We start from the raw sequence: 23723 nt of genomic DNA on the forward strand, positions 1-23723 counted from the left end.
CCCGCCCGGCGGGACCGCAGGTCCCGCGCGCCGTCCGCGGTCAGTCGTCCAGCAGGCTGTTCAGCTCGGCCGCGAACAACTGGGCGGGGTCGAAGCCCATCCCGGCGAAGTGGCCGGCGAGTTCCAGCGAAAGGACACCGTGCAGACGGGTCCAGAAGACGAGGGCGCGACGCAGTGCCGGGGCCGGGGCCGGGTGTCCGCCGTCCCACTGCCGGTGCTCATCGAGGTGCGCGTCCAATGCCGTTTCGGCAGTGTCCGCTGACGTAGCAGCGCAGGTGTCGAGCAGTGTCGACATGATCTCGGCGGTGATCGCGGTGGTGTCCTCCGGCGCGTGGTAGCCGGGTACGGGCGTGCCGTAGACGAGGAGATACCGCTGGGGGTCGTCGAGAGCCCAGCGACGCAGTGCGTGTGCGAGGTCCGCGAGGTCGGCGCCGTCAGTGGCGGTGGCACGTAGCGCGTCGGCCAGGCTGCGATAGGCGTCCCTGATCAGCTCGGTGATCAGTTCGTCCCGGCTGGCGAAGTAGCGGTAGAGCGCCGGGCCGCTCATCCCCATCCGCTTGGCGATCGCATTGAGGGACAGTGCGGACGCCCCCGCGGTGGCGATCTGCTCCCACCCGAGTTCCTTGATCTCTGCGCGTACCTGTGCCCGGTACCGGTTGCGGGGACTCTTCGCGTTCGCCGTCATGGCCACCAGCCCTTCACGTCAAAGGAGTTACACGCTATCACTAGCGGAAGTGCTTCTAATAAAGCCTGCGTCATCCCCTTGGCGGGCGGTGGCGACGCGCCTCAAACTGGGCACAGTTACAAGCTATAACGATAGTGTTGATGTGTAACGTAGTTCGGGGAGAGCCGTCATGAGCAGAGTGATGAGACAACTTCGGCGGACGCTCACCGCCATACTGACGGCCGGGGCGGTGCTGGCCACGCCGATGCTGGCCACGCCGGTGGTCGCCGCGCCCGGCCGTACCGCCCCACAGGCCCCGACGGGTCACATCACGTGGCGTCCGTGCGCCGACGCCGGGTTTCCGGGCATGCAGTGCGGCACGATGCGGGTGCCGGTGGACTGGTCCAAACCGCGAGCCGCGCAGCTCGATCTGGCCCTGGTCCGCCGTAAGGCCGACGACCCGGCACACCGTCAGGGCACCTTGCTCCTCAACGACGGAGCCGGTGGCTCCTCGATCGAGCAGCTGAGGCTGGCGACACGCAACGGCTTTCCCGACATCGCCGGTGCCATGACCCAGCGGTTCGACATCGTTGCGGTCGACCCACGCGGGGTGGGCCACAGCACCCCCATCCGCTGCTCCGAGCCGCTCAAGCCCGCCGGGGTCAGCTACTTCCCGAAGAACCGGGCCGCGTTCGACAAGCTCGTGGCCCACAACCGCACCTTCGCCAAGGACTGCCTGCGCCGCAACGGCCCGCTGGTGGCCCATGTCGACCTGACCAGCACGGCCCGTGACATCGAAGCGGTCCGCACCGGGCTCGGCGTCCGGCGGCTCAACTGGTTCTCCATGCCCGCAGCCGGCCCCCGCCGCCTTCATCTCCCTGCCCATCACCTCCTGAGATTGCCGAACCCCCTGAAAGGAATACGCACATGAGCACCAGCACAGGCTTCGACATCCGCCGGATCGGCGGACGCATCGGCGCCGAGATCGTCGGCGTCGATCTCTCCGCCGACCTCGACCCGGCGATCGTCGCCGAGATCAACGAGGCTCTCCTGGAACACAAGGCACTGGTCTTCCGCGGCCAGCAGCTGGACGACGCGGGGCAGCTGCGCTTCGCCTCCCTCTTCGGCGAACTCACCACCGCCCACCCCACCGTCCCGTCCGTGGACGGGCAGCCCAACATCCTGCCCGTCGACGGGGACGAGGGCATCCGCGCCAACCACTGGCATACCGACGTCACCTTCGTCCGCACACCCCCGAAGGCGTCGACGCTGCGCAGCATCGTCGTCCCGCCCTACGGCGGCAACACGCTGATCGCCAACTCGGCCGCGGCCTACCAGGATCTGCCCCAGCCGCTGCGCGAGCTGGCGGACAAGCTGTGGGCGGTGCACACCAACGCCTACGACTACGCCGCCCCGAAGACCGACAAGGCGGCCGCGCACCGCAAGCAGTTCGTCTCGCGCACGTACCGCACCGCCCACCCGGTGGTACGTGTGCACCCCGAGACGGGGGAGCGCGGCCTGTTCATCGGCGGCTTCGCGCAGACCATCGAGGGCCTCGGCCCCTCCGAGTCCCGGGACCTGCTGCGCATCTTCCAGTCGTACGTGACGCGGCCGGAGAACATCGTCCGGGTGACCTGGACGCCGGGCGACCTCGTCCTGTTCGACAACCGCATCACCCAGCACTACGCCCCCGACGACTACGGCGACCTTCCGCGCCTGCTGCACCGCGTCACCGTCGCCGGGGACGCTCCGGTGGGCATCACCGGCACCTCCAGCCGCGCCCTCGAAGGCGGTGACACCGACCACTACACACCCGCCGTGGCCTGACGCCCACGGGCCGGTCGTGCCGCCAGGATCGATGTGGAGCACCTCCTGGCGGCACCCACACAGGAAGTGCCTCTGACGGTGGCGGGAACAGGATTTCGACAATCCTCGTTATCGCCGGTCAGAGCCACTTGTCGTCAACGGCCCCGAAAACCACGGTCGTTACCCCGGCCGCGAACGGCTTCAGCCGAAGAAATGGGTGACGCAAAACCTTCGCTTTGCCATGCCTTGGCTTTTTCTTGACCATCAATTGCCGGTAGCGTCCAGCCCTGGTCGGTGACCCCGACCAGGGCCGCCCCCCACGTCCGAGGCATCCCGCGCCGCAGACGTATCCGTGCCCGGTCCGCACAGGCGGCCCGGGCCGGCCCAGCACGTCATCTGCTCACGGCTCCCCGTGAGTCAATGGATGTCACCGGAGGATGTATGACCTCTCGTATAGCTGCCACCCTCGCCACATGCGCACTGAGTCTCGGTGCCCTCGCCTCGGGCGCAGGCGTCGCCACAGCGGCCCCGCAGGCCCCCGCCGCCGCACCTGCCGGCGACGCGCCGTCGCTCCAGCCAACGATCAACGCGCGCGCCGCGGCCGTGGACCGGTGCAGCTACCAGGTGGTCCGCTCCCACGACTCCCGCTACGTCTACTCCGTGAGCGGGGTCTTCGGCGGCGGCGCCCACGAGCTGACGCCCCAGAAGGAGGACTACGTAAGGATCTCCGACGACTGGCGAAAGGTCGTCCAGGTCGACGCGTGCGCGGGCGGCGGGGGCCAGGCCCCCACCGCGCTCCGCGTCACGGGGAAGCTGGACAACCCGGAGAACTACGATCCGTCCGTACCGCGGACCATCCGCAGCAACGACCTCAAGCCCGCCGCCTCTTCGGTGATTCCGAAGGCGCCGGCGCTGACATCCGTCGACCGCCTCGACGCGGCCACCGTCCGCGTCACCTGGAAGCCCGCGCAGGGCAACCCGGACCAGGTCATCCTGATGGAGCGCAAGCCCTTCTACTCCAGCGAGGTCGGCGTGTGGCATCCCTACACGTTCCAACGGAACGTCCAGGCCGGAGCCACCTCGATGGACCGCAAGCTGGAGCGTCACCCTGACATTCCCCCCGCGGACCGCGCGCACTCCTACTGGATGCGCGTGGTCAACGGCGGCTTCGTCAGCGACCTGCGTGCCGAGAAGCCGGTCACGGTCGAGCCGTAACCGCCTGGCCGACGCCGATACCTGCCGGTCCGCCCCGAGCAGCTCGGGGCGGACCGGCAGAGCCCCTCCGGCCGGATGCGCCGGTCAGAGGCACATGGAGTACCCCCTGCGGTCGATGATGCGGTGAGGTCATTCACTCACTGGCATTCGGTTCACCAAGGCACCTCTCCTGCGTCGTCGAAGAAGCTGCCGGTCGGGCCGTCATCGGGCAGGGTCGCGAGTCGGATGGCGATCGCCGCGCCCTGTTCCGGGGTCCGGAGGCCGCGAAAGCCGTTGAGGTCGGTCGCGCAGTAGCCGGGGCAGGCGGCGTTGATCAGGATGTTCGTGTCGTGCAGCTCCTTGGCGTACTGGACGGTGACGGCGTTGAGGAACGTCTTCGACGGCGCGTAAGCGACGGAGATCGGGCCCGTTTCGGCGCCGGGGGTCGTCTGCAGGGTGAATGAGCCGACCATGCTGGACATGTTCACGATCCGCGGCGAGGCCGAGCGGCGGAGCAACGGCAGCATCGCGTTGGTGACGCGGATGACGCCGAGCACATTGGTCTCCACGGCCGCCCGCACCGTCGCGACGTCGACGGTGGTGGGCATCTGTGGCGCGCTGCCGGTTATCCCGGCGTTGTTGACGAGCACGTCGAGGCGTCCGGCGCGGTCCTCGATCAGCCCGGCGGCGGCGGCCACACTCGCGTCCTCGGTCACGTCGAGCGGTACACCGAACGCGTCGACGCCGGCCGCCCGCAGCTTTGCCACGGCGGCCCCGCGACGCTCCTCATCCCGGGCGCCGACACCAACCCTCCAGCCGAGGGCGCCCAGACCGGCCGCGATCTCATACCCAATACCTTTGTTCGCGCCGGTCACCAGCGCGATCGTCTGTTCACTCATGCGGCCAATCCTGTCCGGGCACAGCGGGAGACGGCCAACACCGATTGGGTGGCCGGCGATACCGCACGGGTATCGATCCAGTTGGGGCCGGATAGCATTACGCCGTGGAGACAAGGGAGTTGCGGTACTTCATCGCCGTCGCCGAGGAACTGCACTTCGGGAAGGCCGCACAGCGGCTCGGGATCGCGCAGCCCCCGCTGTCGCGGGCGATCCACCAGCTCGAACGGCGCCTGGGGGCGCCGCTGTTGGAACGCACCAGCCGCACGGTCACCCTGACGGAGGCCGGGTCGGTACTCCTGCGGGAGGCCCGAGCGGCGCTGGACGCGGTCGAGGCCGCCGAGCGTCGCACCCGCCGCGCCGCACTCGCCGCGACCGGCCACCCCGGCGTGGTCCTCGCGACCAAGGCCGGCGCGGCCGGTGAACTGCTGGCGAAACTGCTCGACACCTACGCCGCCGAACCCGATGCGGTCACCGTCGACCTGCTCCTGTGCGGGATCGGCGAGCAGGAGCGAGTGCTGCGTGACGGCCGGGCCGATGTGGCTCTGCTGCACCTGCCGTTCGACTCGACGGCCGGATTCGACACCGAGGAGCTCCGCACGGAGGGGCAGGTCGTGATTCTGCCGGCGGGGCATCCCCTCACCGGCCGGGCCCATGTGCAGATGGCCGAAGTCACCACATTGCCTGGTCTGCCGGTGCCGCGCTGGCCCGGCCGCGACGGTACGTACCCGGATGGCCCCGGTCCGCAGGTTCGGGAGCATGCGCAGTTGCTGCAGCTGATCGCGCTCGGCCGCGCTTGCTGGATCGCGCCGGAGTCGTGCAGAGCCCAACTGCGCGACGATCTCGCCGCCGTGCCGGTGCTGGACGCACCGACGGTCACGACCGTGATCGCGTGGCCGCCCCACAGCCGGTCCCGGGCCGTCGCCGGACTCGTCCAGGCCGCGACACGTCTCTGAACGTCTCTGAGCTCGTAAAACGATCACGAGCGGGTATGCCATCGACGGGCATGGCACGCTGCATCCAAGCACCGGCCCGGCTGGTGCGCTGCATCGGTCTTCGGCGGATGGCCCAGGTCAGGTGAGGGACCGCCATGTGCGATGCAGAGCCTCCCGGAAACGGTCGACCTCCTCGGCGGTCAGGTCGGCGACCATGCGCTCCTCGAGTCCGCGGGCCGGCTCGGCGTACTCGGTGAGCAGCCGGCGTCCCGCGTCGGCGAGCAGGATGAGGCGCTCGCGGCGATTGGCGGGGTTGGGCTCGCGACGGATCAGGCCGCGACTCTCCAGCGCGCGGACCATGTCGGCCATGGACTGGGCGGTGACGAAGGAGTCGCGGGCGAGCTGTGCGGCGGAGATGCCGTCGTGTCGCTCCAGCACGGTGAGGGCGGTGTACTGCAGCGCGGTGATGCCGGCGGGTTTGAGCAGCTCCTCCAAGCGGGCCCGCACCGCCAGCTCCGTCCTCTTGACCAGGTAGAGCAGCGAGGTGCTCACGTTCGTCCTCCTGTGGTGGTGTCCGCGTGTGGCGGTCCATGTCGGTCCTGCGCCGGGCGCCCTCGGGGCATCGGTCGTACCACCCTAGAGCATTGACAGGAATCCTGATGATTGCCCAGACTGCTGTTCATCAGGATCCCTGTCGATCCCGGCGCGTGCCGGTGCTTTCGGCATGCCACACACTGCTCACGAGAGGGCACCCTCCATGGACCTGCACGGGAAAGTCGCCGTCGTCACCGGTAGTGGGCGCGGTCTGGGGCTGGGATATGCCCAGGCCCTCGCGGCAGCGGGAGCCGCCGTCGTCGTCAACGACGTCGACCAGGACGCGGTCGATGCCGCCGTCGCCATGATCACGGTCGCGGGGGGCAGGGCGGCCGGTGCCGTGGCGGCGGTGGGCGACAGCGCCGCCGCCGAGGAGCTGGTGGACACGGCGGTGCGGGAGTTCGGGCGCCTGGACGTGCTCGTCACCAATGCCGGCATCCTGCGGGACCGCGTGCTGTGGAAGATGACCGACGACGACTTCGATGACGTCGTCCGCGTTCATCTGCGCGGCACCTTCACCTGCGCCCGGGCGGCCGCCGTCCGCATGCGGGAGCAGGGCACCGGTGGCCGGCTCGTGCTCATCTCCTCGCCGGCCGGGCAGCGCGGCAACTTCGGCCAGACCAACTACGCCGCGGCCAAGGCGGGCGTCGTCGCCATGGCCCGGACCTGGGCCATGGAGCTGGGCCGGTCCGGCATCACCGTCAACGCCGTCGTGCCCGTCGCCGCCACCGAGATGACCAAGACCATCCCCGCGTTCGCGCCGGTCATCGAGGAGGCCGAGCGCACCGGCGTCCCCCTGCCGGACTGGCTGCGCAAGGACGAGGGGCTCGGCACCGTCGAGGACGTCGCCGGCCTGGTCACCTTCCTGGCCTCGGACGCCTCCGAGGGAGTGACCGGGCAGGCGATCGGCATCGGCGGCGACCGGCTGGCCCTGTGGGCGCACCCGAAGGAGAAGGCGGTCGCCTTCGCCGACGGCGGCTGGAGCGCCGACGCGATCGCCGCCCAGTGGCCGGCCGGCGTCGGAGCCGAGCCCGAGACCTACGGCATCCCGGCACCCAAGGCCCCGGAGGCGTGAGATGGGCGACCTCGCGCTCGACCTCGACCAGCTGACCGCCATCGACATGCATACGCACGCGGAGGTCTCCAAGGACGGCCACGGGGCACTCAGCCCCGAACTGCTCGGCGCCTCCGCGGAGTACTTCAAGGCCCACGGACACCGGCAGCCGACCATCGAGGAGATGGCCGGGCACTACCGCGAACGCCGCATGGCGGCAGTGGTGTTCACCGTCGACGCCGAACACGCCACGGGACACCCGCGGATCTCCAACGAGGAGATCGCGGAGAGCTGTGCGGCGCACACCGACGTACTGATCCCCTTCGCCGGCATCGACCCGCACAAGGGCCGCGCGGGCGTGCGCGAAGCACGACGCCTGGTGGAGGAGTACGGCGTCCGCGGGTTCAAGTTCCACCCCAGCATCCAGGGATGCGCCCCCAACGACCGCCTCGCCTACCCGTTGTACGAGGCCATCGAGGAACTGGGCGTGCCCGCGCTGTTCCACACCGGCCAGACCGGCATCGGAGCCGGCGTCCCGGGCGGCGGCGGAATCCGGCTGAAATACTCCAACCCCATGCTGGTCGACGATGTCGCCGTGGACTTCCCGCAGCTGCGGATCATCCTGGCCCACCCCTCCTTCCCCTGGCAGGACGAGGCCCTGGCGGTGGCCACCCACAAGCCGTACGTGTACATCGACCTGTCCGGCTGGTCGCCGAAGTACTTCCCGCCGCAACTCGTGCGGTACGCCAACACCCTGCTCAAGGACAAGGTCCTCTTCGGCTCCGACTACCCCGTCATCACCCCCGACCGGTGGCTGGCGGACTTCGAGAAGCTCGACATCAAGCCCGAGGTCCGGCCGAAGATCCTCAAGGAGAACGCCGCCCGCCTGCTCGGTCTGTGAAGGAACGGAAGGAGTCGCCGTGTTGAACCAAGGCATCGGTTCGTGGCCGACGCGTCGGGCCCGCAAGACCCCGGACCGGGTCGCCGTCCTCCACGAGGACCGCTCTTGGACCTACCGCGAGTTCCACCAGCGCGTCGTGCGTCTCGCCCACGCCCTGCAGGAGTGGGGCGTGGCACGGGGCGACCGGATCGCGTACCTCGGGCCCAATCACCCGGCCTTCCTGGAGACGCTGTTCGCCGCCGGCCTGCTCGGGGCGGTCTTCGTCCCGCTCAACAACCGGCTGGCCGCCCCGGAGTTGGCGTACAACCTGTCCGACTCGGGCAGCACCGTTCTCGTCCACGCGCCGGAGCAGGCCCGCGCCGCACGCGCCGCCGCCGATGAGGCCGGAGTGCGCCACCGGATCACGCTCGACGGGTCCCACGAGGGAGCCCTCGGCTACGAGGAGGTCCTCGCCGGCGGTGGCACCGACCCCCTGGACGAGCCCGTGGCCCCGGAGGACCCCTGCATGATCATGTACACCTCCGGGACCACGGGCCGCCCCAAGGGTGCCGTCCTCTCCCATGCCAACATCGTCTGGAACAGCGTCAATGTCCTCGTCGACACCGACCTCGGCAGCGACGAGGTGACCCTGGTCGCCGCCCCTCTGTTCCACACCGCGGGCCTCAACATGACCTGCCTGCCCACCCTCCTCAAGGGCGGCCGGGTGGTGCTGCTCAGCGCCTTCGACGCCGCACGTGTACTGGAGACCATTGAGAACCTGCGTGTGACGTACATGTTCGGCGTCCCCACCATGTACGACGCCATGGCCGCGCAGCCCCGCTGGTCGACCACGGACCTGTCCAGCCTGCGCACCGTCAACTGCGGCGGCGCACCCGTCCCCGCCGGCACCATCGCCACGTACCTCGCCCGGGGGCTCGCCTTCAGCCAGGGGTACGGCATGACCGAGGCGTCCCCTGGAATCCTCTTCCTGGACAAGGAACAGACCTCGGCGAAGGCCGGGTCCGCCGGCGTGCCCCACTTCTTCACCGACACACGCGTGGTGCTGCCCGACGGCCTAGACGCCGGGCCGGGGCAGCGCGGCGAGATGCTCGTCCAGGGCCCCCACATCATGACCGGCTACTGGAACCGCCCCGAGGAGACCGAGGCCGTCTTCGCCGACGGTGGCTGGCTGCGCACCGGCGATGTCGCCCGGACCGACACCGACGGCTACGCCTACATCGTCGACCGGGTCAAGGACATGTTCGTCTCAGGCGGCGAGAACGTCTATCCGGCCGAGGTCGAAGAGGCAGTTCTCTCCCACCCGGCCGTCGCCGCATGCGCGGTCATCGGGGTCCCCGACCATGTCTGGGGCGAAGTCGGCCGCGCCGTCGTCGTCCTCAGAACCGGAGCCCATACCGACGAGCCCGGCATCCTCGACCATCTGCACGGCAAGCTCGCCAAGTACAAGATCCCCAAGTCCGTGGTTCTCACCGACAGCCTGCCTCGCACGGCCACCGGAAAAGTCGTCAAATCCGCCGTGCGCGCCTCCTACGCGGACACTCCCGCGGACGGCCACCACCTGTAGAGCCGCTGCTGCCCACCACCTGTAAAGCCCCTTCTGCTTCCGATCGGGCCGTACCCAGCGCTGCCCGATCCACCGAAAGGACTCCCCATGCCCACCACCGCCAACGGCCTCGAAGGACTCAAGTCCCTCAGCGGATCCGACCTCGGACGCACCGACTGGCAGGAGATCACCCAGGAACGGGTGAACACCTTCGCCGACGCCACCGATGACCACCAGTGGATCCACACGGACCCGGAGAAGGCCAAGGACGGGCCCTTCGGCGGTCCCATCGCCCACGGCTACCTCACCCTCTCCCTCATCATCCCGCTCTTCGGTGAACTCCTCGACATCACCGGGATCTCCATGAGCGTCAACTACGGCCTGGACAAAGTCCGTTTCCCCCGCCCCGTCCCGGTCGGCGCCAGGATCCGCCTGCGCGGCGCCGTCGGAACCGTGGAGGACGTCAAGGGCAATGGCGTGCAGATGCCGTTGACCTTCACCGTAGAGGTCGAAGACAGCGACAAGCCGGCCTGCGTGGCCCAGGCCGTCTACCGCCACTACGCCTGACCACCCCGGCCCCCCGGTCGGACCGGGGGGCCGCACGGCGCGTTCAGCCCTCTGGCTTCGTGTCGATTTCGGCGATCAGGGCTTCGATGCGGGCCTTGATCTGGTCGCGGATGGGCCGGACGGAATCGACTCCCTTGCCGGCGGGGTCTTCCAGAGCCCAGTCGAGGTAGGTCTTGCCGGGGAAGACCGGACAGGCATCGCCGCAGCCCATGGTGATGACGTAGTCGGATGCCTGGACGGCCTCGGTGGTCAGGACCTTCGGGGTCTCGGCGGAGAGGTCGATGCCGGCCTCGGCCATCGCGTCTACGACGGCCGGGTTCACGGCGTCAGCGGGGGCGGAGCCCGCCGAACGGACCTCCACCCTGCCCTGGGCGAGGTGAGTGAGGAAGGCGGCGGCCATCTGGGAGCGTCCGGCGTTGTGGACGCAGACGAACAGCACCGACGGCCTGCGGGGATCAGTCACGGGCGGGCTCCTGGAGGCCGGCCGGCTCAGCGGCCGGGGTGGTGTCGGGGAAGAAGCGGCGGGCGGCGAGGGCGACATGGACCAGTCCGATCAGCACCGGCACCTCGATGAGGGGGCCGACGACACCGGCCAGGGCCTGGCCGGAAGTCGCGCCGAAGGTCGCGATGGCCACGGCGATGGCGAGCTCGAAGTTGTTGCCCGCCGCGGTGAACGCCAGCGTCGTGGTCCGCGGGTAGTTCAGGCCGACGGCCTTGCCCAGGGCCATGGAGCCGGCCCACATGAGAGCGAAGTAGACCAGCAGCGGCAGCGCGATCCGCGCGACGTCCAGCGGGTGGGAGATGATCGCGTCCCCTTGGTGGGCGAAGAGCACAACGATCGTGAACAACAGTCCGTAGAGGGCGAACGGGCCGATGCGGGGGATCAGCTTCGTCTCGTACCAGGCACGTCCCTTGGCCTTCTCGCCCAGACGGCGGGTGAGGAACCCTGCGGCCAGGGGGACGCCGAGGAAGATCAGCACGCTCCGGGCGATCTCCCACACCGAGACGTTCAGCCCGGTCTGTTCCAGTCCGAGCCAGCCGGGCAGGACGGAGAGGTAGAACCATCCCAGCAGGCTGAACCCGAGGACTTGGAAGACGGAGTTCAGGGCGACCAGGACGGCGGCGGCTTCGCGGTCGCCGCAGGCCAGGTCGTTCCAGATGATGACCATGGCGATGCAGCGGGCCAGCCCGACGATGATCAGCCCGGTCCGGTATTCCGGCAGGTCGGGCAGGAAGATCCACGCGAGCGCGAACATCACGGCCGGGCCCAGGATCCAGTTGAGCACCAGGGAGGGGACGAGCAGGCGGCGGTCGCGGGTGACGGTGTCCAGACGGTCGTAGCGGACCTTGGCCAGGACCGGGTACATCATCACCAGCAGACCCAGCGCGATCGGCAGCGAGACTCCGGTGACCGGCGCCATCGCCAGTGCGTCCCCCAGGCCCGGGACCAGCCGGCCCAGCCCGAGGCCGGCGCCCATGGCCAGCAGGATCCACAACGCCAGGAAGCGGTCCAGGAACGCCAAGCGGGTCGCGACGGGCCCCGCGGGCGCGGCCTCAGCCGTTGCCTCGGCGGTCATGAGGTGGCTCCCGCAGGTGTCTGAGCGGGCTGGGGGAGGGGCTCTCCGGCGGGACGGGTCAGGATGCCGGCGAGCCGGTCGGTCATCTGCGGCAGGAGCCGGTAATACACCCATGTCCCGCGGCGTTCGGAATCGATCAGCCCGGCCTGCTTCAGGAGCTTGAGGTGGTGGGAGACCGTCGGCTGGGACAGATCGAAGGCGGGCGTCAGGTCACACACGCACACCTCGCCGCCGGCCCGGGAAGCGATCATCGACAGCAGCCGTAGCCGCACCGGATCACCCAGGGCTTTGAAGACCTTCGCCAGCTCGGTGGCCTGGTCCTCGTCCAGCGGGGCGGTCAGCAGGCCCGGACAGCAGGCATCGGCCTGACCGAGCACCTCAAGCTCTTGTTTCGACATGCGTCTATGTTGACAAACTTCGATACAAGGCGCAAGCTTGAATCGATGAACATCAATACAAAGAGTAGGGGAGACCGTCATGTCCCGCGTTCAGCTCGCTCTCCATGTCGCTGACCTCGAAGGATCGGTGAGGTTCTACTCCAAGCTGTTCGGCGTCGAGCCGGCCAAGCGCCGCCCTGGATACGCCAACTTCGCCATCGCCGAGCCACCGCTGAAGCTCGTCCTGATCGAAGGTGTGGCCGGTCAGGAGACCCGCCTGGATCATCTCGGTGTCGAGGTCGACTCCACCGAGCAAGTCACCTCCGCCACCAACCGCCTCAAGGAAGCCGGGCTGGCGACCTTCGAGGAGAACGACACCTCCTGCTGCTATGCCCTTCAGGACAAGGTGTGGGTGCACGGCCCGGGTAAGGAGCCCTGGGAGGTCTACGTCGTCAAGGCCGACGCCGACCGGATGGGCACGGGCGAAGCCCTCAGCGGCGACGCCTGCTGCAGCGGCCAGTCCACCCCTGCCGAGCCGGTTGAGTCGGCCTCCGGTTGCGGCTGCGGCAGCGGCTGACGGGCCCGCCCAACCCGTTTAGCGCGGCGGTCGCAGCCGCCACCTCGCCCCGCCGGTCGTCGTACGGATGATGAATGCCGCCTCTCCCGCCCCGGAACCCGGCACCTACGAACAGGAATCGAGACTCCCGTTTGATGTCGGTACGACAAGGGCGGCTGAGTCAGCCATTCCCAGCTGAAGCATCCATTAGCCGGGCAGGAAGCCGGTCGTCGAGCCCTCAGCCAGCCGGCGGAGGGTCAGGGCAGCGCCGAAGAGCTGCACGCCGTGTGGCACCGACTACCTGCTGCGCGCGACCACCGCCTGGCAAGGGCTCGGCGCCAACCGTCCCCGGGACGCCGTCTACCCGATCGTCTGCACCGACAGCCGGGGCAAGCCGCTGACGGGAGCCAAGCGGTACGCCCTCCACTTCCCCCCGGGGCAAACCCCGCCGGTGAAAGCCTTCTGGTCCCTCACGATGTACGACCCCTCCGGCTTCCTGGTTCGCAACCCGATCAACCGCTACGAGGTCGGACACGCCGTCAAGCCGACCCGCAACCCCGACGGTTCCACGGACATCCACATCCAGCACGACGCCCCGGCAGGCACACAGTCCAACTGGCTGCCCGCACCGAGCGGCCGGTTCTCCATGATCCTGCGCATGTACCGGCCCAAGTCCAGTGTCCTCGACGGCACCTGGACCCCACCCTCGGTCACCCTGACCAGCTGAAGCAGCCTCCAAGCGGCACGCCTCCGCCATGGCAACAGACGTAGCACATGGGTCCGGTCCAGCCGATCCAGCCGGTCCAGCCGGTCCGCCGCGTCGTGAAACCTGCGCGCGGGACGGTCAGCTCGACAGGGTGGCGAGCGTCGTCCCGCTTTCCCGCTCGCGCGTCACGGTTGTGTAATACAGCGATCCGGGGACCAACGCCCAGGGCGCTGACGGCATCTCACCTCGCAGCAACGACATGAGGAGTTGAAGATGCTTCGTAAGCGATTACGCCTGATCGCCGTGCCGGTCGCGGCCGTCACCCTGCCCCTGACTGCTGCCGGCTTCCAGGCCGATGCGGCCGCCGCGCCGGCCCCGGGTGGCGCGGCACAGGCCGGCAAGGCCGCCGTGGCGACGGCCCCGTGCCTGGCCGATGCCACGACGCTGATCGGCGACCTCGACGGCGACGGCCACCCCGACAAGGTCAACAATCCCGGCCTCACCGGCACCAGGATGACGATCCAGTGGGGGACCGCGAACGGCTCGTTCGGCACCAAGCACGCCGTCAGTGCCCTTCTCGGCGCGAAGAAGGGGGAGGTCGCGTCCGCCGCGGTCGCCGACTTCCAGCGCGACGGCACCCTGGACATGGTCGTCAACCTCGTCAAGCCGTCCGGTGGGGACGACCCCTCGACGGCGCGCGTCGCGGAGTACCGCCCCGGCCCCCTCAAGCGGTCGAACCTGACCTCCGCCAAGTCCCGGCACTCCGACATCGGCGACCACGGCGAGGTTCAGCAGCTGCGGATCGCCAACTACGGCGGCGACGCGTACCCGGACCTTGCGATCCTCAACAACTCCGGTGACGGAGGGCTGGACCGGGACGTGCGCCTGACGAAGCCGGGCAGCGGCCCCGGGAACTACGACTACGAACTGCAGCGGAAGTACGGCGAGTTCGGGACCACGCCGGAGCCGCCGGCCATGCCCGCCGACGGCTGGAAGCACTTCTACAAGCCCTGTTCCTGACCTGACCACAACCGGGCGCCAACGGTCCTCAGGACACCGGCGGCGCCCGGCACCGGAGCGGGTCTGATCAAGCGGGTAGAGGTGTCGTCTCCGGCCCCAGTCCGCCCCCCCCGGTGAACTTCCACAAAGACCCCAATGAAGCGCCCTGGTCGTTACGTTGAGCTCATTCGGAGCTTTGCGGCCCCAGCGGGGTACCTCACCACCCGCACGGCCCATTGCCCCGACGAGAGGAGCCGTTGCGGATGATGCGTCGAGTTCGTGTACTGCTGCTGACTGCCTTATTGCTGGTGACGGGCTCGGTGATGTCATCCGCGCCGGCCTCCGCCGTCATCGGCGGGTCGAAGAGCACCTACGGCCCGTGGGCGGTGCGCATGCTCGTCGACGGCCAACCGGCATGCACCGGGACGGCGGTCGCACGCCAGTGGATCATCAGCGCCTCGCACTGCTTCTTCGAGCAGGCACAGCCGATCGCCGACAAGCGGATCTCGTTCCGGGTCGGCAGCCTCGATGTGCGGAAGGGCACCACGGTCCATCCGGTGCCCGGCGGGCGCGTGGGAAGCGCGCACGCCGACATGATGCTCATCAAGGTCCCGCCGATGAAGGTCCGCACGGCGCGCTTGGCCACGGCCCGTGTCCACCCCGGCAAGGCCGTGCGGCAGTACGGGTGGGGCGCCACCTGCGCCGGGGACGAAAACACCTGCCAGTCCCCGGTGCTCAAGCAGTCGGAACTCCGGGTCGTACGGCCGGACGACCCCCGATGCGACGGCTACACCGCACCGGGCGGCTCGGACTTCTGTATGGAAAAGGTGTCCGGGATTCCCGCCGGCGGCGACTCCGGAGGCCCGGTGATGAGCATCGCCCCACGCGGCACCGAAACCCTCCTCGGCGTCTTTGACGGCTCCGACCGGGAGAAGATCGCCGAGGCAGGGGAGATCTCCCAGCAACTCGCCTGGATCCACTCGGTCATTCGGCGATAGCGCAGAGCGCGGACAGGAGCGGACGCAGCCGGCTGCCGCAGCACGGACAGAAGCCACGCCGCGAGTCCGGCCGGGAGCAGTCCCAGGCCGGCGCCGGCGCGGTCGGCGCAGCGGGTGCCGACGAGCGGGTGACCCTGCTGTAGCGCATCCCGGTTTTAACTCATCGGCATGAGGGCCCGGTCGAGCAGGATTTCCGCGGCCGCGCGCGCGTGTTGACCGTAGTCCGGCTGATCCAGCACCATCGCGCGGCTGGCCGCGCCGTCGGCGAGCGTGACCAACTGCTCGGCGAGCGTGGCGGGTTCGGCAGCGCCCAGCTCCGCCGCCAGCTCGGTGACGAGCTGCGCCATCAGCAGCTTCTGCTCGCGCGCGTACGTGTGGATCGCGCTTTGCGGGTCGGGGAACTCGGCCGCGGCATCGATGAACGGGCACCCGCGCACCGGGGAGGCGTCCGGTGCCGGGAGGTCGAACAGCTGGAGAATCCGCTCCCGCGGATCGAGATCCTCGCGGGTGAGCACGCTCTCCAGGGTCCGTCCGGATGCGGCCAACTCTTGCAAGTGGGCGATCACCAGGTCGCTCTTGGCCGGGAAATGCGCGTAGAGAGTGCGTTTCGATACCGGCGCCGCCTCCGCAACCTGCTCCATACCGGTTGCGTTGATCCCCTGGTTCGCGAACAGCAGGGCCGCCGCGCCCAGGATCCGTTCACGCCCGCCGCGCCCCCGGCGTCGGGTCTTCGTGGTCGTTGCCTCCATACCTTGAGTATACGCAGGCGTTTACTTTAGGTGGAGTCGCTGTTACGGTCGAGCTTAAGTACACGCTTCCGTCTACCTAAGGCGTCCGAGGAGTACCACCATGAGCCCGTCCCACCCGACCGAGCTGAGCGGCTACGCGGAGAAGCTGATCCGAGGCCGCCGCGCGACCCGCGCATTCCGGCCCGACCCGGTGCCCGAGGAGACCTTGCGCGCGGTCTTCGCACTCGCCGGCGCCGCACCGTCCAGCTCGAACACCCAGCCCTGGCAGGTCGAGGTGGTGAGCGGGTCGCTTCGGGACCGTCTCGCCGACGCGCTTCAGGCGGCGCACGCCGAGCAGCGCACCACGGTCGACTTCCCCTATCGCGAGGAGATGTACTCGATAGCCCAGCAGCGTCGCCGCGCCGCGTTCGGCACCGCGCTTTACGGCGCGCTGGGCATCGGCCGGAACGACCACGCGGCCCGCGCGGCCTTCGACGCCGAGAGCCTGCGCTTCTACGGTGCCCCGCACGTCGCGTTCCTCTTCACCGCCGGAGACGCCGGGGCACGACTGGCCGCGGATGTCGGGATCTACACCCAGACGCTGCTGCTGGCTATGACCGCGTACGGCTTGGACAGCTGCCCGCAGGGACTGCTGAGCTTCTACGCCGACACCGTTCGTGGCGAACTCGGCGTGGACCGCGGGAAGCTACTCGTAGGGATCTCTTTCGGTTACGCCGACGAGCGTGCGCCGGTCAACCACATCACGACCGGCAGGGCCGCCCTCGACGCGACCACGACCTTTCGCTGTTAGTACTCCAGCAGAGATCGTGATCTCGCTGGTCGGGCCGGTGCGGAGAGGGAACCAGGAAGGGCCGGCGAACCGACAATCGTGAGCAACATCGTGCCGCCCACGGGCTCCCCGAGGCGACATGTCTGTGGCCCGCAGGGGGCGTCCCATCGCGCCGTCCCTCGTTGCCCGGCCCGCCGGATTCCGGTGGCATGGCATGGTCCGCCTATGTGGTGCCGGTGATCTCAACCTTGATCGGGGCGGAGTTGTTGGCTGGGTCGGTGTCCCCGTTGAACGGCTCGGGCACCGAGATCTGCCCCTCGCCGCCGTCGACCCGACGGTCGATCCGTACCCGTAGGACATTCCAGTTGACGTTGGTGCAGTAGATGTTCCCGTCCTTGTCATCCCGCGAGCAGTAGTCCACTTCGGAAGGCTTTGATTCCCGCACCTCCTGTGTGAGCTTGGCCAGTGTGGTGCCAGGCGGGAGTTCGATGCGCATCCGTGTCGGGCCCGGCTGCGGTGTGCTCTGGGGCTGCGGGACGTCCACCTCGACCTCTTCACCGATCCTGCCGCGGATGGTGAGGGTCCTGACAGACCAGTCCGCCGGCCCCTCCAACGCCTTCCAGCGGAAGTGCAGTTCACCGCCGCGCTTGTCGGCGTTGAGGGGCGTTGGCTTCAGGCCGAGTGCGTCACCCGTGCCCTGGTGGTAGTGCGCCTTGTAGTCCGGGGTGTGCGGTGAAGGACCGTCCAACGGCCACACGGCGTATGTGTATGCCGCTTCGAGCTCGTGGTACTGGGCGTTGATGCGCTCCGTGATCGGCTCGGTCGTCTCGAACGCGGCTCCCACGGGCACGGCGCCCGGGAACTCGCAGAACGCGGTGTGGTAGTCGTCCGAGTAGTAGCAGTTGCGGTGTGATGGGGCGGTGGCGTCAAGCACCGCGTTGGTGACCGACACTCGCAGGACGACGCCGTGGGAGGCCGATTCGGGCCCGGTGTTCTTGAACGCGGGCGTCAGGAGCGGCACTGGCGCATCGTCATCACCCACGACCACCCGCGGTTCATGGGAGCGGAGCGCGAACGACGCCTTCGGACCGGATCCGGGCCCCGCGGCACCGGGTCCGAGCAGCACGACCCCCGCGGCCGCCGCCGCGACTGCGGTGAGCGCCATTCCCCACCTGCCCTTGCGTAATCCCACTGTCGTCCGTCCCTTCGCCTGGCCGCTCGTGCCAGCCTCGACGTTGGCACACCAAGGACGTGTACACCTTGCAGGTCAGGCAATTGGCGCCCGGTTCGATGCCGGTCCGTTCGGGAAATGAGATCAAGCGTGGTGGGGCGACCGCCGTCGGACCGCCCGAAATCCGCCACAGAAGTGAACTGGGCCACTCAGCCTTCGCTCACACTCCTGGCTGGTCAGTGATGGGGCCAGAACTCGCGTGAGAGGAAGCCGGTGACGACGGATTGCCACGACCGACCGGAAGGCCACCCCGCGCGGAGTGGACGGCGCTTGAGTGGGCCGGTCAGGGCGCGGGGACGGGGCCGCCGGGCCGGAACCGCTCCACCCCGACGATGTGCCGCACCTTGACCGGGCGCACGATCACCGTCACCCGCTGCTCGCCCGGCATGATCCACTCGAACCGTTCGCTGCCCAGGTACTTCCGGGCCAGCCGGTCCATGCGGTCGTGCGCCTCCTGGCCGTCGATGAAGCGGGCCACCTCGCCACTGATCTGCACTCGGTCGAAGGGATCGGCGGCGTCCGCGTGTGAGAGATAGACGCGGGGGTCGCGGCGCAGGTTTTCCTCCTTCACCCGGCCCACCGAGGTGTTGAACATCAGCTCACCCTCTCCCTCCAGGTCCACCCACATCGGGCTGACCTGCGGTGCTCCGTCGGCGAACACGGTGCCGACATACCAGATGTTGGGGGCTTGCAGCCGGGCGCGGACGGCTTCGTCAAAGATCGCAGTCATCCCGGGAGGCTACCAACCATGATCGACGGGACGGATCGGAGGGAGCGGGGGATTCCGCATCAGGCCGGCGCCGCCGAGAAGCTTCCGCGCCCTTGCCCCGAACGGGCAGGGCGGCCGTGTACGGACCGCAGCCAATGTTTACCCGTGGGTAACTTAGCGTACAGTGCTTGCAGTTGCGGGCAGTCGGCCCGCCGTCTGTCTGTAGGGCAGACAGCCACCGCACGGCACACGGGCTGCCACCACGCATAGCCCGTGCAACGGAAGGACCGTCCTCATGGCCTCCCCACGTCGGCTTCGCGCCATACTGCTGCCGCTGACTCTGGTCGTCTCCGCAGCCACCCTGGGCACCGGAGCCGCAATGGCCGTACCGGAGGACGAGCCCTCCGAGACCGCGCCCAGCACCAGCGAGCAGCGCCCCACCTGGGCCATCGCCCACCGGGTGCTGACCACGGGCGGGGTGACCACGGCGCTCGAGAACGGGGCCAACGCGCTGGAGATGGACGCAACGGCCTGGCGCAAGGGCTGGTGGGCCGACCACGACGGCACTCTCACCAGCTACGGGGACACCATGTCGGCCATGTTCGACCAGGTGGCAAAGGAGCATGAGGGCGGGCGTCAGGTCTCCTTCGTCTGGCTGGACATGAAGAACCCCGACTGGTGCGACAGCAGCGACCCCAAGTGGCGCCACTGCTCCGTGGCCGCGCTGCGGGACATGGCGCGCGAGAAGCTGGAGAGCAGGGGCATCCGGGTGCTCTACGGCTTCTACGGCAAGGAGGGCGGCAGCGGCTGGAAGAACGCCCTCGGTGACCTGAACTCCAAGGAAGCGGTCAGCTTCAGCGGCGATTACGTGCAGGTCCGCGACGGCTTCGCCGAGCACGGGCCGAACGTCCCCGGCAGCCAGCGCGTGATGGACAACGGCCTGTTCAACATGGCCTTGAAGTTCGGCAACATCCGGGAGGAGCTGGCGGCCGGCAGGAAGGCCAGGGACGCCGGAGAGCTCGCGCAGACCGTCGGCTGGACGGTGGGCAAGGGTGACGGGGAGCGTGCCGCCACCCTGCTCGACTCCTCCGACGGGAGTGCCGCCGTCGACAGCCTGATCTACGGCAACCGGATGTCGTGCTACCCGGACGGCGTCAGCGGCCTGAAGGGCTGCGGCACGGACGACAGCGCGGTGCGGGAGTCGCTCTCGTACCTCACGGACTACGTGAAGGCCCACCCGGACACCCGCCGGATGGCCACCCCTCGGGACATCCCCTTCGGCAGCTGACGCTCCGAGCTGCCCCGCCCGGCCCCGGTTCCTGTCAGCGCCGTCGTCATCAGCTCAACAGCGGTGCGGACAGGCTCCGTTGGGCCCCGTGCGTCCCATGGTCGAGCGGCATCTGGAAGTCGCCGTGACAGTCGTCGACGGTCAAGGTGAGTCCGCCGCCTGACTGGCCGCTACCCGGACCTGGCAACCACTGGGCATGCATCCACCCGCTTCGGCCCGCTACCCGACCAGATCGCCGCCCGCTGCGCCCCGCAGGATCTCGACGTACCCGTCGGTTCCGTGCACGCGGATCCGCTGCCCGTCCCGGATCAGCCGGGTGGCCTGCTCCACGCCCACGACGGCCGGCAAGCCGTACTCCCGGGCGATCACTGCGCCATGGGTCATCAGGCCGCCCACCTCCGTCACCAGGCCCGCGATTCCGACGAACAGCGGCGACCAGCTGGGGTCCGTGAACGGCGTGACCAGGATGTCGCCCGCTTCGAGATCGGCCTCCGCCATGTCACGGATGACGCGGGCCCGTCCCTCGATGGTCCCGGCAGAAACGGGTAGACCGATCAGGGCGCCGGCCGGCACGTCGTCGCGCCGGTACGCCCCGGTGAGGGCCTCACCGTCCGAGGTGAGCACCCGGGGCGGTGTCAGCGCGTGGTACGACCGGAACGCGTCCTTGCGCTGCTGAATGAGCTGGCCATCCACCTGGTTCGAGCACACGACATCGTGGAGTTCCTGGAACGTGAGGTAGAAGATGTCCTCCTTCTCAGGAATCACCTTGGCCCGCACGAGGCGCTCGGCCTCCCTCATCAGGGCCTGCTTGTAGATGAAGTAGCGGCTGACGATGCCGTACTTCGGGTACTCCCGGTACCCGATGAAGGTTCTGACCCGGTCGATCATCCGCTTGGCCTCGTCGGCTTTCCGGTCCCCGTCCGGCAGGGCCCGCAACCGTGACAGCACCTCCTGTTCCTTCTGCTGCGCCTTCTGCCGCCCTTGCCCGAAGCGCCGCTCGGCGGCTCCCGGCTCGAAGTTCCTGACGTTGTCGAGGATCACGGGCACGAGCGTGGTGGGGCGCTCGCGCCACCGTGGCCTCGTGATGTCGATCTCGCCGACGCAGCGCATGCCGTACCGGTCGAGGTAGGCCTCTATGGCGTCGCGCGCTTCGGTCCCGCCCGCGAGCTTCGCCAGCTCGTCCAGGAAGTCCTCGTCCTCGACGCCCTGCAGGAACGCCACCACCTCCGACTGCGGGCGGATCACGTCCGCGACGTCGAGCAGGGCCAGTCCCATCTCCGACGTGACGTTGTCGGGGGCCGACAGCGTGAGCGTGTCAGCCGCGTTCTTCTCCCCCAGCCACTCCTGCAGCTTGTCGTTGAGCCACCACGTGGCCTCCATCCCCGCCATGATCGCCTGCATGCTCAGCGGATCACTGAGGACCCGCTTGTGCTCCTCGAAGGCCTCCAGCAGGAAGTCGAACAGCGCCGGTCCGGTCTTCGTCCGGATATCGCGCTCCAGGGCGGCGATGGACACCTGGCTGCGCTCGATCAGCTCCGGGACGACAGCCGGATCGGGCTCGCTCGGGGCGGGCGCACCGCCGGCCGGCGGTCCGCCGGGACCCGCGTCCGGGAGCGAGGGGACGAAATCGTCGCGGTCGAGGACGGTCTCCAGAGCGTCCCTGATCAGCGGATCGCCTCTCCCCAGGACGTCCAGGAGACCGGCGCGGCTCGCGGGCGAGGCCAGGCGCCGGGTGACATCGACGAACAGCCTCCCACCGGCCTCGTGCATCGGCACCATGGCCGTCAGCTGCCACATGGAGAACCCCAGGGGCTTCATGGGGTCGGTCATCATCTGCCCGTGACCGACGGAGACGTAGACGTGATTCTCGCGGTCGCCGGTCTCGGGGACGGGGAACAGCGTCGTGATCGGCCGGCTCTGAACGATCTGGAAGTCATCATCGACCAGGCACCATTCGATGTCCTGTGGGCGGCCGAAGTGCGCTTCGATCCGCCGCCCGAGCTGCACGAGCCGCACGACCTGCGCATCCGTCAGCGCCGGCTGCTCCTGCCGCTGCGCGTCGATCGCCACTTCCTGCGTACCGCCGGCCGGCAGGGCGTGAACGGCACGCTGTTTGGCGGCGATCACCTTGGCGACGACCTCGCCGTGTCGCACCGTGAAGACGTCCGGGTTCACCAGGCCGGAGACCAGGGCCTCACCGAGGCCGAAGCCGGCGTCCACGGTGGCGACCTTCCGGTTGCCCGTGACGGGGTCGGCCGTGAACAGGACGCCGGCCGCATGCGGGAGGACCATCTGCTGTACGACCACGGCCATGTGGACCGTACGGTGGTCGATGCCGTTCCGCCGGCGGTAGGTCACGGCCCGCTCGGTGAACAGCGAGGCCCAGCACCGGCTGATGTGCTGGAGGATCGCCGTCGGCCCCACGACGTTCAGGTACGTGTCCTGCTGGCCGGCGAAGGAGGCCGTCGGCAGGTCCTCTGCCGTCGCGCTGGATCGGACGGCGTAGGCGGCCTGCTCGCCGAGCCGGGCGAGCGCGCGGGTGATCGCCGCCGCGAGATCGCCCGGGATGGCAGCCCCTTCGATGGTCCGGCGGATCTGCGCGCTGAGCGTCCGGAGCGCCTCCCGGTCGTCCGGGTTCAGGCGCGACAGCTGATCGAGCCGATCACTGATCGACGGCGCCTCCGCCATGATCCGCCGGAAGGCGTCCGTCGTCACGCAGAAGCCGGCCGGCACGCGGATGCCTTCGATCCGCGACAGCCCGCCCAGATGCGCGCCCTTGCCGCCGACGACCCCGACCTTCGTCTCGTCAACCTCTTGAAGCTCCCACACGTACTGCTCGATCATCGCGATACCTCCGAGGCAGCCGTGCTCCCTTGCACCGCAGCGGCCGATCGCATCACCGGCGCCTCCAGCTCAGTCGAACCTCCTGCCGGGCACGTCCTCCTCTCTGGCTGCCCTCCCACTGACGAGTCGGCCGACCGCTCCGCCCAGTCGGGCGACGCACACCCCCGCACCACCGCCCCGAGCGCCCGCGACCGCACTGCCGGTCCCACCACTGGTTCGACGTCACCGCGTCCCCCATACGTCGACAACACCCGCACGTCGTGCCCCCATTTCCGCAGGTTGTGGCCTTGGCGGACGATTTTGCGCCACCACCCGGGTCTTGCCGCAAGCCCCCCGGTGCGCTATACGTTAAGAGTGGCAAGGAGAGATCTATGGAGAGATCTCCTTGCCTTTGCTTTTGCCGTCCGCTGGAACTGACAAGCTTCTCGCGAAACGATGGCGCGCCGTGTACGGGTTAAGCGTCGTGGGCCCAGGCGGCTGTCCCGCCGCACCGACCAGATCGCGACGCTTGCGGTCGCGCATGTGGCCATCGTGTTGGTGTGGCTGCTGTTCTGGACGTCGGTGGTCGCCGCCGCGCGCACGGCAATCGGCACACCTCGATTCCGGCGTGGGATGAGACGCCTGGCGGGATCCGTGCTGATCGCCCTGGGAATTCGAACCGCAACGGCGAGCTGAGCCCATCGGTGGAGAGCCCACCGCCTCACGAACCCCGCCCTCCGCTGCGAGGACGGCGAAAGCCTCACCGACCTCCTCGCCCGCGCCCGTG

General features: G+C 69.1%; 24 protein-coding genes. 14 read left to right on the forward strand and 10 right to left on the reverse strand.

Features of this window, described 5'->3' with window-relative positions; all coding sequences use genetic code 11:
• Window positions 1–40: 40 nt before the first annotated feature.
• A complete protein-coding gene (locus SLV14N_RS37635; RefSeq protein ID WP_263272852.1) occupies window positions 41–685 on the reverse strand; it encodes a TetR/AcrR family transcriptional regulator in 645 nt (214 codons plus the stop codon).
• A gap of 169 nt (window positions 686–854) precedes the next feature.
• On the opposite strand from SLV14N_RS37635, the gene SLV14N_RS37640 reads away from it, so the two are divergent.
• From SLV14N_RS37640 to SLV14N_RS37650, 3 genes are all read left to right on the forward strand, one after another.
• Window positions 855–1595 carry an alpha/beta fold hydrolase gene (locus tag SLV14N_RS37640; protein WP_263272854.1) on the forward strand — a complete coding sequence of 247 codons (741 nt, stop codon included), beginning with the start codon at window positions 855–857 and terminating at the stop codon, window positions 1593–1595.
• Complete coding sequence (locus SLV14N_RS37645) at window positions 1592–2491, forward strand: TauD/TfdA family dioxygenase (protein ID WP_208687340.1); 900 nt, start codon at window positions 1592–1594, stop codon at window positions 2489–2491. Before SLV14N_RS37640 ends, SLV14N_RS37645 begins: the two co-directional genes overlap by 4 nt.
• A gap of 420 nt (window positions 2492–2911) precedes the next feature.
• Window positions 2912–3685: a hypothetical protein gene (locus SLV14N_RS37650; RefSeq protein WP_263272856.1), complete on the forward strand. Its 774-nt coding sequence runs from the start codon at window positions 2912–2914 to the stop codon at window positions 3683–3685.
• Window positions 3686–3837: 152 nt separating this feature from the next.
• Here SLV14N_RS37650 and SLV14N_RS37655 read toward each other — a convergent pair whose 3' ends face one another.
• Window positions 3838–4563 carry an SDR family oxidoreductase gene (locus tag SLV14N_RS37655; RefSeq protein ID WP_263272858.1) on the reverse strand — a complete coding sequence of 242 codons (726 nt, stop codon included), beginning with the start codon at window positions 4561–4563 and terminating at the stop codon, window positions 3838–3840.
• A gap of 104 nt (window positions 4564–4667) precedes the next feature.
• Between SLV14N_RS37655 and SLV14N_RS37660 the strand changes: the two genes are divergently transcribed.
• Window positions 4668–5516, forward strand: a complete 849-nt coding sequence (locus tag SLV14N_RS37660) for a LysR family transcriptional regulator (protein ID WP_263272860.1) — start codon at window positions 4668–4670, stop codon at window positions 5514–5516.
• A gap of 117 nt (window positions 5517–5633) precedes the next feature.
• Here SLV14N_RS37660 and SLV14N_RS37665 read toward each other — a convergent pair whose 3' ends face one another.
• Complete coding sequence (locus SLV14N_RS37665; protein ID WP_259670667.1) at window positions 5634–6047, reverse strand: MarR family winged helix-turn-helix transcriptional regulator; 414 nt, start codon at window positions 6045–6047, stop codon at window positions 5634–5636.
• Between the two features lie 205 nt (window positions 6048–6252).
• Between SLV14N_RS37665 and SLV14N_RS37670 the strand changes: the two genes are divergently transcribed.
• The 4 genes from SLV14N_RS37670 (at window position 6253) to SLV14N_RS37685 (ending at window position 10154) form a co-directional block, all read left to right on the forward strand.
• Window positions 6253–7164, forward strand: coding sequence for an SDR family NAD(P)-dependent oxidoreductase (locus SLV14N_RS37670; RefSeq protein ID WP_263272861.1), 912 nt, complete (start codon window positions 6253–6255; stop codon window positions 7162–7164).
• 1 nt (window position 7165) lies between these two features.
• A complete protein-coding gene (locus SLV14N_RS37675; protein ID WP_263272862.1) occupies window positions 7166–8044 on the forward strand; it encodes an amidohydrolase family protein in 879 nt (292 codons plus the stop codon).
• Window positions 8045–8063: 19 nt separating this feature from the next.
• On the forward strand, window positions 8064–9608 hold the full coding sequence (locus tag SLV14N_RS37680; RefSeq protein WP_263272863.1) for a long-chain fatty acid--CoA ligase: 1545 nt from the start codon (window positions 8064–8066) through the stop codon (window positions 9606–9608).
• A gap of 87 nt (window positions 9609–9695) precedes the next feature.
• A complete protein-coding gene (locus SLV14N_RS37685) occupies window positions 9696–10154 on the forward strand; it encodes a MaoC family dehydratase (protein ID WP_208687346.1) in 459 nt (152 codons plus the stop codon).
• Window positions 10155–10197: 43 nt separating this feature from the next.
• Here the strand turns inward: SLV14N_RS37685 and SLV14N_RS37690 are convergent, their stop codons facing one another.
• Genes SLV14N_RS37690 through SLV14N_RS37700 form a run of 3 tightly spaced genes read right to left on the reverse strand, consistent with a single transcriptional unit; the run spans window position 10198 to window position 12129 of the window.
• A complete protein-coding gene (locus SLV14N_RS37690; RefSeq protein ID WP_263272864.1) occupies window positions 10198–10617 on the reverse strand; it encodes an arsenate reductase ArsC in 420 nt (139 codons plus the stop codon).
• Window positions 10610–11731 (reverse strand): ACR3 family arsenite efflux transporter, encoded by a 1122-nt coding sequence (gene arsB / locus SLV14N_RS37695; RefSeq protein WP_208687348.1) that lies wholly within the window; start codon window positions 11729–11731, stop codon window positions 10610–10612. Before arsB ends, SLV14N_RS37690 begins: the two co-directional genes overlap by 8 nt.
• Window positions 11728–12129, reverse strand: coding sequence for a helix-turn-helix transcriptional regulator (locus SLV14N_RS37700; RefSeq protein ID WP_208687349.1), 402 nt, complete (start codon window positions 12127–12129; stop codon window positions 11728–11730). Before SLV14N_RS37700 ends, arsB begins: the two co-directional genes overlap by 4 nt.
• Before the next feature lie 79 nt (window positions 12130–12208).
• Between SLV14N_RS37700 and SLV14N_RS37705 the strand changes: the two genes are divergently transcribed.
• The 4 genes from SLV14N_RS37705 to SLV14N_RS37720 all read left to right on the forward strand — a co-directional run bounded on the left by SLV14N_RS37705 (window position 12209) and on the right by SLV14N_RS37720 (window position 15367).
• A complete protein-coding gene (locus tag SLV14N_RS37705; protein WP_208687350.1) occupies window positions 12209–12685 on the forward strand; it encodes an ArsI/CadI family heavy metal resistance metalloenzyme in 477 nt (158 codons plus the stop codon).
• Window positions 12686–12968: 283 nt separating this feature from the next.
• Entirely contained in the window at window positions 12969–13391 is a 423-nt protein-coding gene (locus SLV14N_RS37710) for a DUF1214 domain-containing protein (protein ID WP_263273412.1), read from the forward strand.
• 252 nt (window positions 13392–13643) lie between these two features.
• Complete coding sequence (locus SLV14N_RS37715; protein ID WP_263272865.1) at window positions 13644–14390, forward strand: VCBS repeat-containing protein; 747 nt, start codon at window positions 13644–13646, stop codon at window positions 14388–14390.
• 242 nt (window positions 14391–14632) lie between these two features.
• The gene (locus SLV14N_RS37720; RefSeq protein ID WP_263272866.1) at window positions 14633–15367 is read left to right on the forward strand and encodes a trypsin-like serine protease; all 735 of its coding nucleotides are present in this window, start codon (window positions 14633–14635) and stop codon (window positions 15365–15367) included.
• A 155-nt stretch (window positions 15368–15522) separates the two neighbouring features.
• Here the strand turns inward: SLV14N_RS37720 and SLV14N_RS37725 are convergent, their stop codons facing one another.
• Window positions 15523–16116, reverse strand: a complete 594-nt coding sequence (locus SLV14N_RS37725; RefSeq protein WP_263272867.1) for a TetR/AcrR family transcriptional regulator — start codon at window positions 16114–16116, stop codon at window positions 15523–15525.
• A gap of 100 nt (window positions 16117–16216) precedes the next feature.
• On the opposite strand from SLV14N_RS37725, the gene SLV14N_RS37730 reads away from it, so the two are divergent.
• Window positions 16217–16906, forward strand: a complete 690-nt coding sequence (locus tag SLV14N_RS37730) for a nitroreductase (protein ID WP_263272868.1) — start codon at window positions 16217–16219, stop codon at window positions 16904–16906.
• Window positions 16907–17108: 202 nt separating this feature from the next.
• Here SLV14N_RS37730 and SLV14N_RS37735 read toward each other — a convergent pair whose 3' ends face one another.
• Both SLV14N_RS37735 and SLV14N_RS37740 read right to left on the reverse strand, forming a co-directional pair.
• Entirely contained in the window at window positions 17109–18050 is a 942-nt protein-coding gene (locus SLV14N_RS37735; protein WP_263272869.1) for a hypothetical protein, read from the reverse strand.
• Between the two features lie 349 nt (window positions 18051–18399).
• On the reverse strand, window positions 18400–18846 hold the full coding sequence (locus tag SLV14N_RS37740; protein WP_263272870.1) for a TIGR03618 family F420-dependent PPOX class oxidoreductase: 447 nt from the start codon (window positions 18844–18846) through the stop codon (window positions 18400–18402).
• A gap of 274 nt (window positions 18847–19120) precedes the next feature.
• Here SLV14N_RS37740 and SLV14N_RS37745 point away from each other — a divergent pair, with 274 nt between their 5' ends.
• Window positions 19121–20113 carry a phospholipase gene (locus SLV14N_RS37745; protein ID WP_263272871.1) on the forward strand — a complete coding sequence of 331 codons (993 nt, stop codon included), beginning with the start codon at window positions 19121–19123 and terminating at the stop codon, window positions 20111–20113.
• A 219-nt stretch (window positions 20114–20332) separates the two neighbouring features.
• Here the strand turns inward: SLV14N_RS37745 and rph are convergent, their stop codons facing one another.
• On the reverse strand, window positions 20333–22957 hold the full coding sequence (gene rph / locus SLV14N_RS37750; RefSeq protein ID WP_263272872.1) for a rifamycin-inactivating phosphotransferase: 2625 nt from the start codon (window positions 22955–22957) through the stop codon (window positions 20333–20335).
• Window positions 22958–23723 lie beyond the last annotated feature (766 nt).

Origin of the sequence: Streptomyces sp. Je 1-4 4N24 (assembly GCF_026239515.1) — a bacterium.
GTDB lineage: Bacteria > Actinomycetota > Actinomycetes > Streptomycetales > Streptomycetaceae > Streptomyces > Streptomyces nigrescens.

Coding starts and splice junctions, on each gene's coding strand:
- SLV14N_RS37705 (WP_208687350.1), top strand. CDS start 12,209: ATGTCCCGCGTTCAGCTCGCTCTCCATGTCGCTGACCTCGAAGGATCG.
- SLV14N_RS37715 (WP_263272865.1), top strand. CDS start 13,644: ATGCTTCGTAAGCGATTACGCCTGATCGCCGTGCCGGTCGCGGCCGTC.
- SLV14N_RS37700 (WP_208687349.1), bottom strand. CDS start 12,129: ATGTCGAAACAAGAGCTTGAGGTGCTCGGTCAGGCCGATGCCTGCTGT.
- SLV14N_RS37675 (WP_263272862.1), top strand. CDS start 7,166: ATGGGCGACCTCGCGCTCGACCTCGACCAGCTGACCGCCATCGACATG.
- SLV14N_RS37720 (WP_263272866.1), top strand. CDS start 14,633: ATGATGCGTCGAGTTCGTGTACTGCTGCTGACTGCCTTATTGCTGGTG.
- SLV14N_RS37645 (WP_208687340.1), top strand. CDS start 1,592: ATGAGCACCAGCACAGGCTTCGACATCCGCCGGATCGGCGGACGCATC.
- SLV14N_RS37655 (WP_263272858.1), bottom strand. CDS start 4,563: ATGAGTGAACAGACGATCGCGCTGGTGACCGGCGCGAACAAAGGTATT.
- SLV14N_RS37635 (WP_263272852.1), bottom strand. CDS start 685: ATGACGGCGAACGCGAAGAGTCCCCGCAACCGGTACCGGGCACAGGTA.
- SLV14N_RS37740 (WP_263272870.1), bottom strand. CDS start 18,846: ATGACTGCGATCTTTGACGAAGCCGTCCGCGCCCGGCTGCAAGCCCCC.
- SLV14N_RS37745 (WP_263272871.1), top strand. CDS start 19,121: ATGGCCTCCCCACGTCGGCTTCGCGCCATACTGCTGCCGCTGACTCTG.
- SLV14N_RS37725 (WP_263272867.1), bottom strand. CDS start 16,116: ATGGAGGCAACGACCACGAAGACCCGACGCCGGGGGCGCGGCGGGCGT.
- SLV14N_RS37730 (WP_263272868.1), top strand. CDS start 16,217: ATGAGCCCGTCCCACCCGACCGAGCTGAGCGGCTACGCGGAGAAGCTG.
- SLV14N_RS37650 (WP_263272856.1), top strand. CDS start 2,912: ATGACCTCTCGTATAGCTGCCACCCTCGCCACATGCGCACTGAGTCTC.
- SLV14N_RS37670 (WP_263272861.1), top strand. CDS start 6,253: ATGGACCTGCACGGGAAAGTCGCCGTCGTCACCGGTAGTGGGCGCGGT.
- arsB (WP_208687348.1), bottom strand. CDS start 11,731: ATGACCGCCGAGGCAACGGCTGAGGCCGCGCCCGCGGGGCCCGTCGCG.
- SLV14N_RS37640 (WP_263272854.1), top strand. CDS start 855: ATGAGCAGAGTGATGAGACAACTTCGGCGGACGCTCACCGCCATACTG.
- SLV14N_RS37735 (WP_263272869.1), bottom strand. CDS start 18,050: ATGGCGCTCACCGCAGTCGCGGCGGCGGCCGCGGGGGTCGTGCTGCTC.
- rph (WP_263272872.1), bottom strand. CDS start 22,957: ATGATCGAGCAGTACGTGTGGGAGCTTCAAGAGGTTGACGAGACGAAG.
- SLV14N_RS37685 (WP_208687346.1), top strand. CDS start 9,696: ATGCCCACCACCGCCAACGGCCTCGAAGGACTCAAGTCCCTCAGCGGA.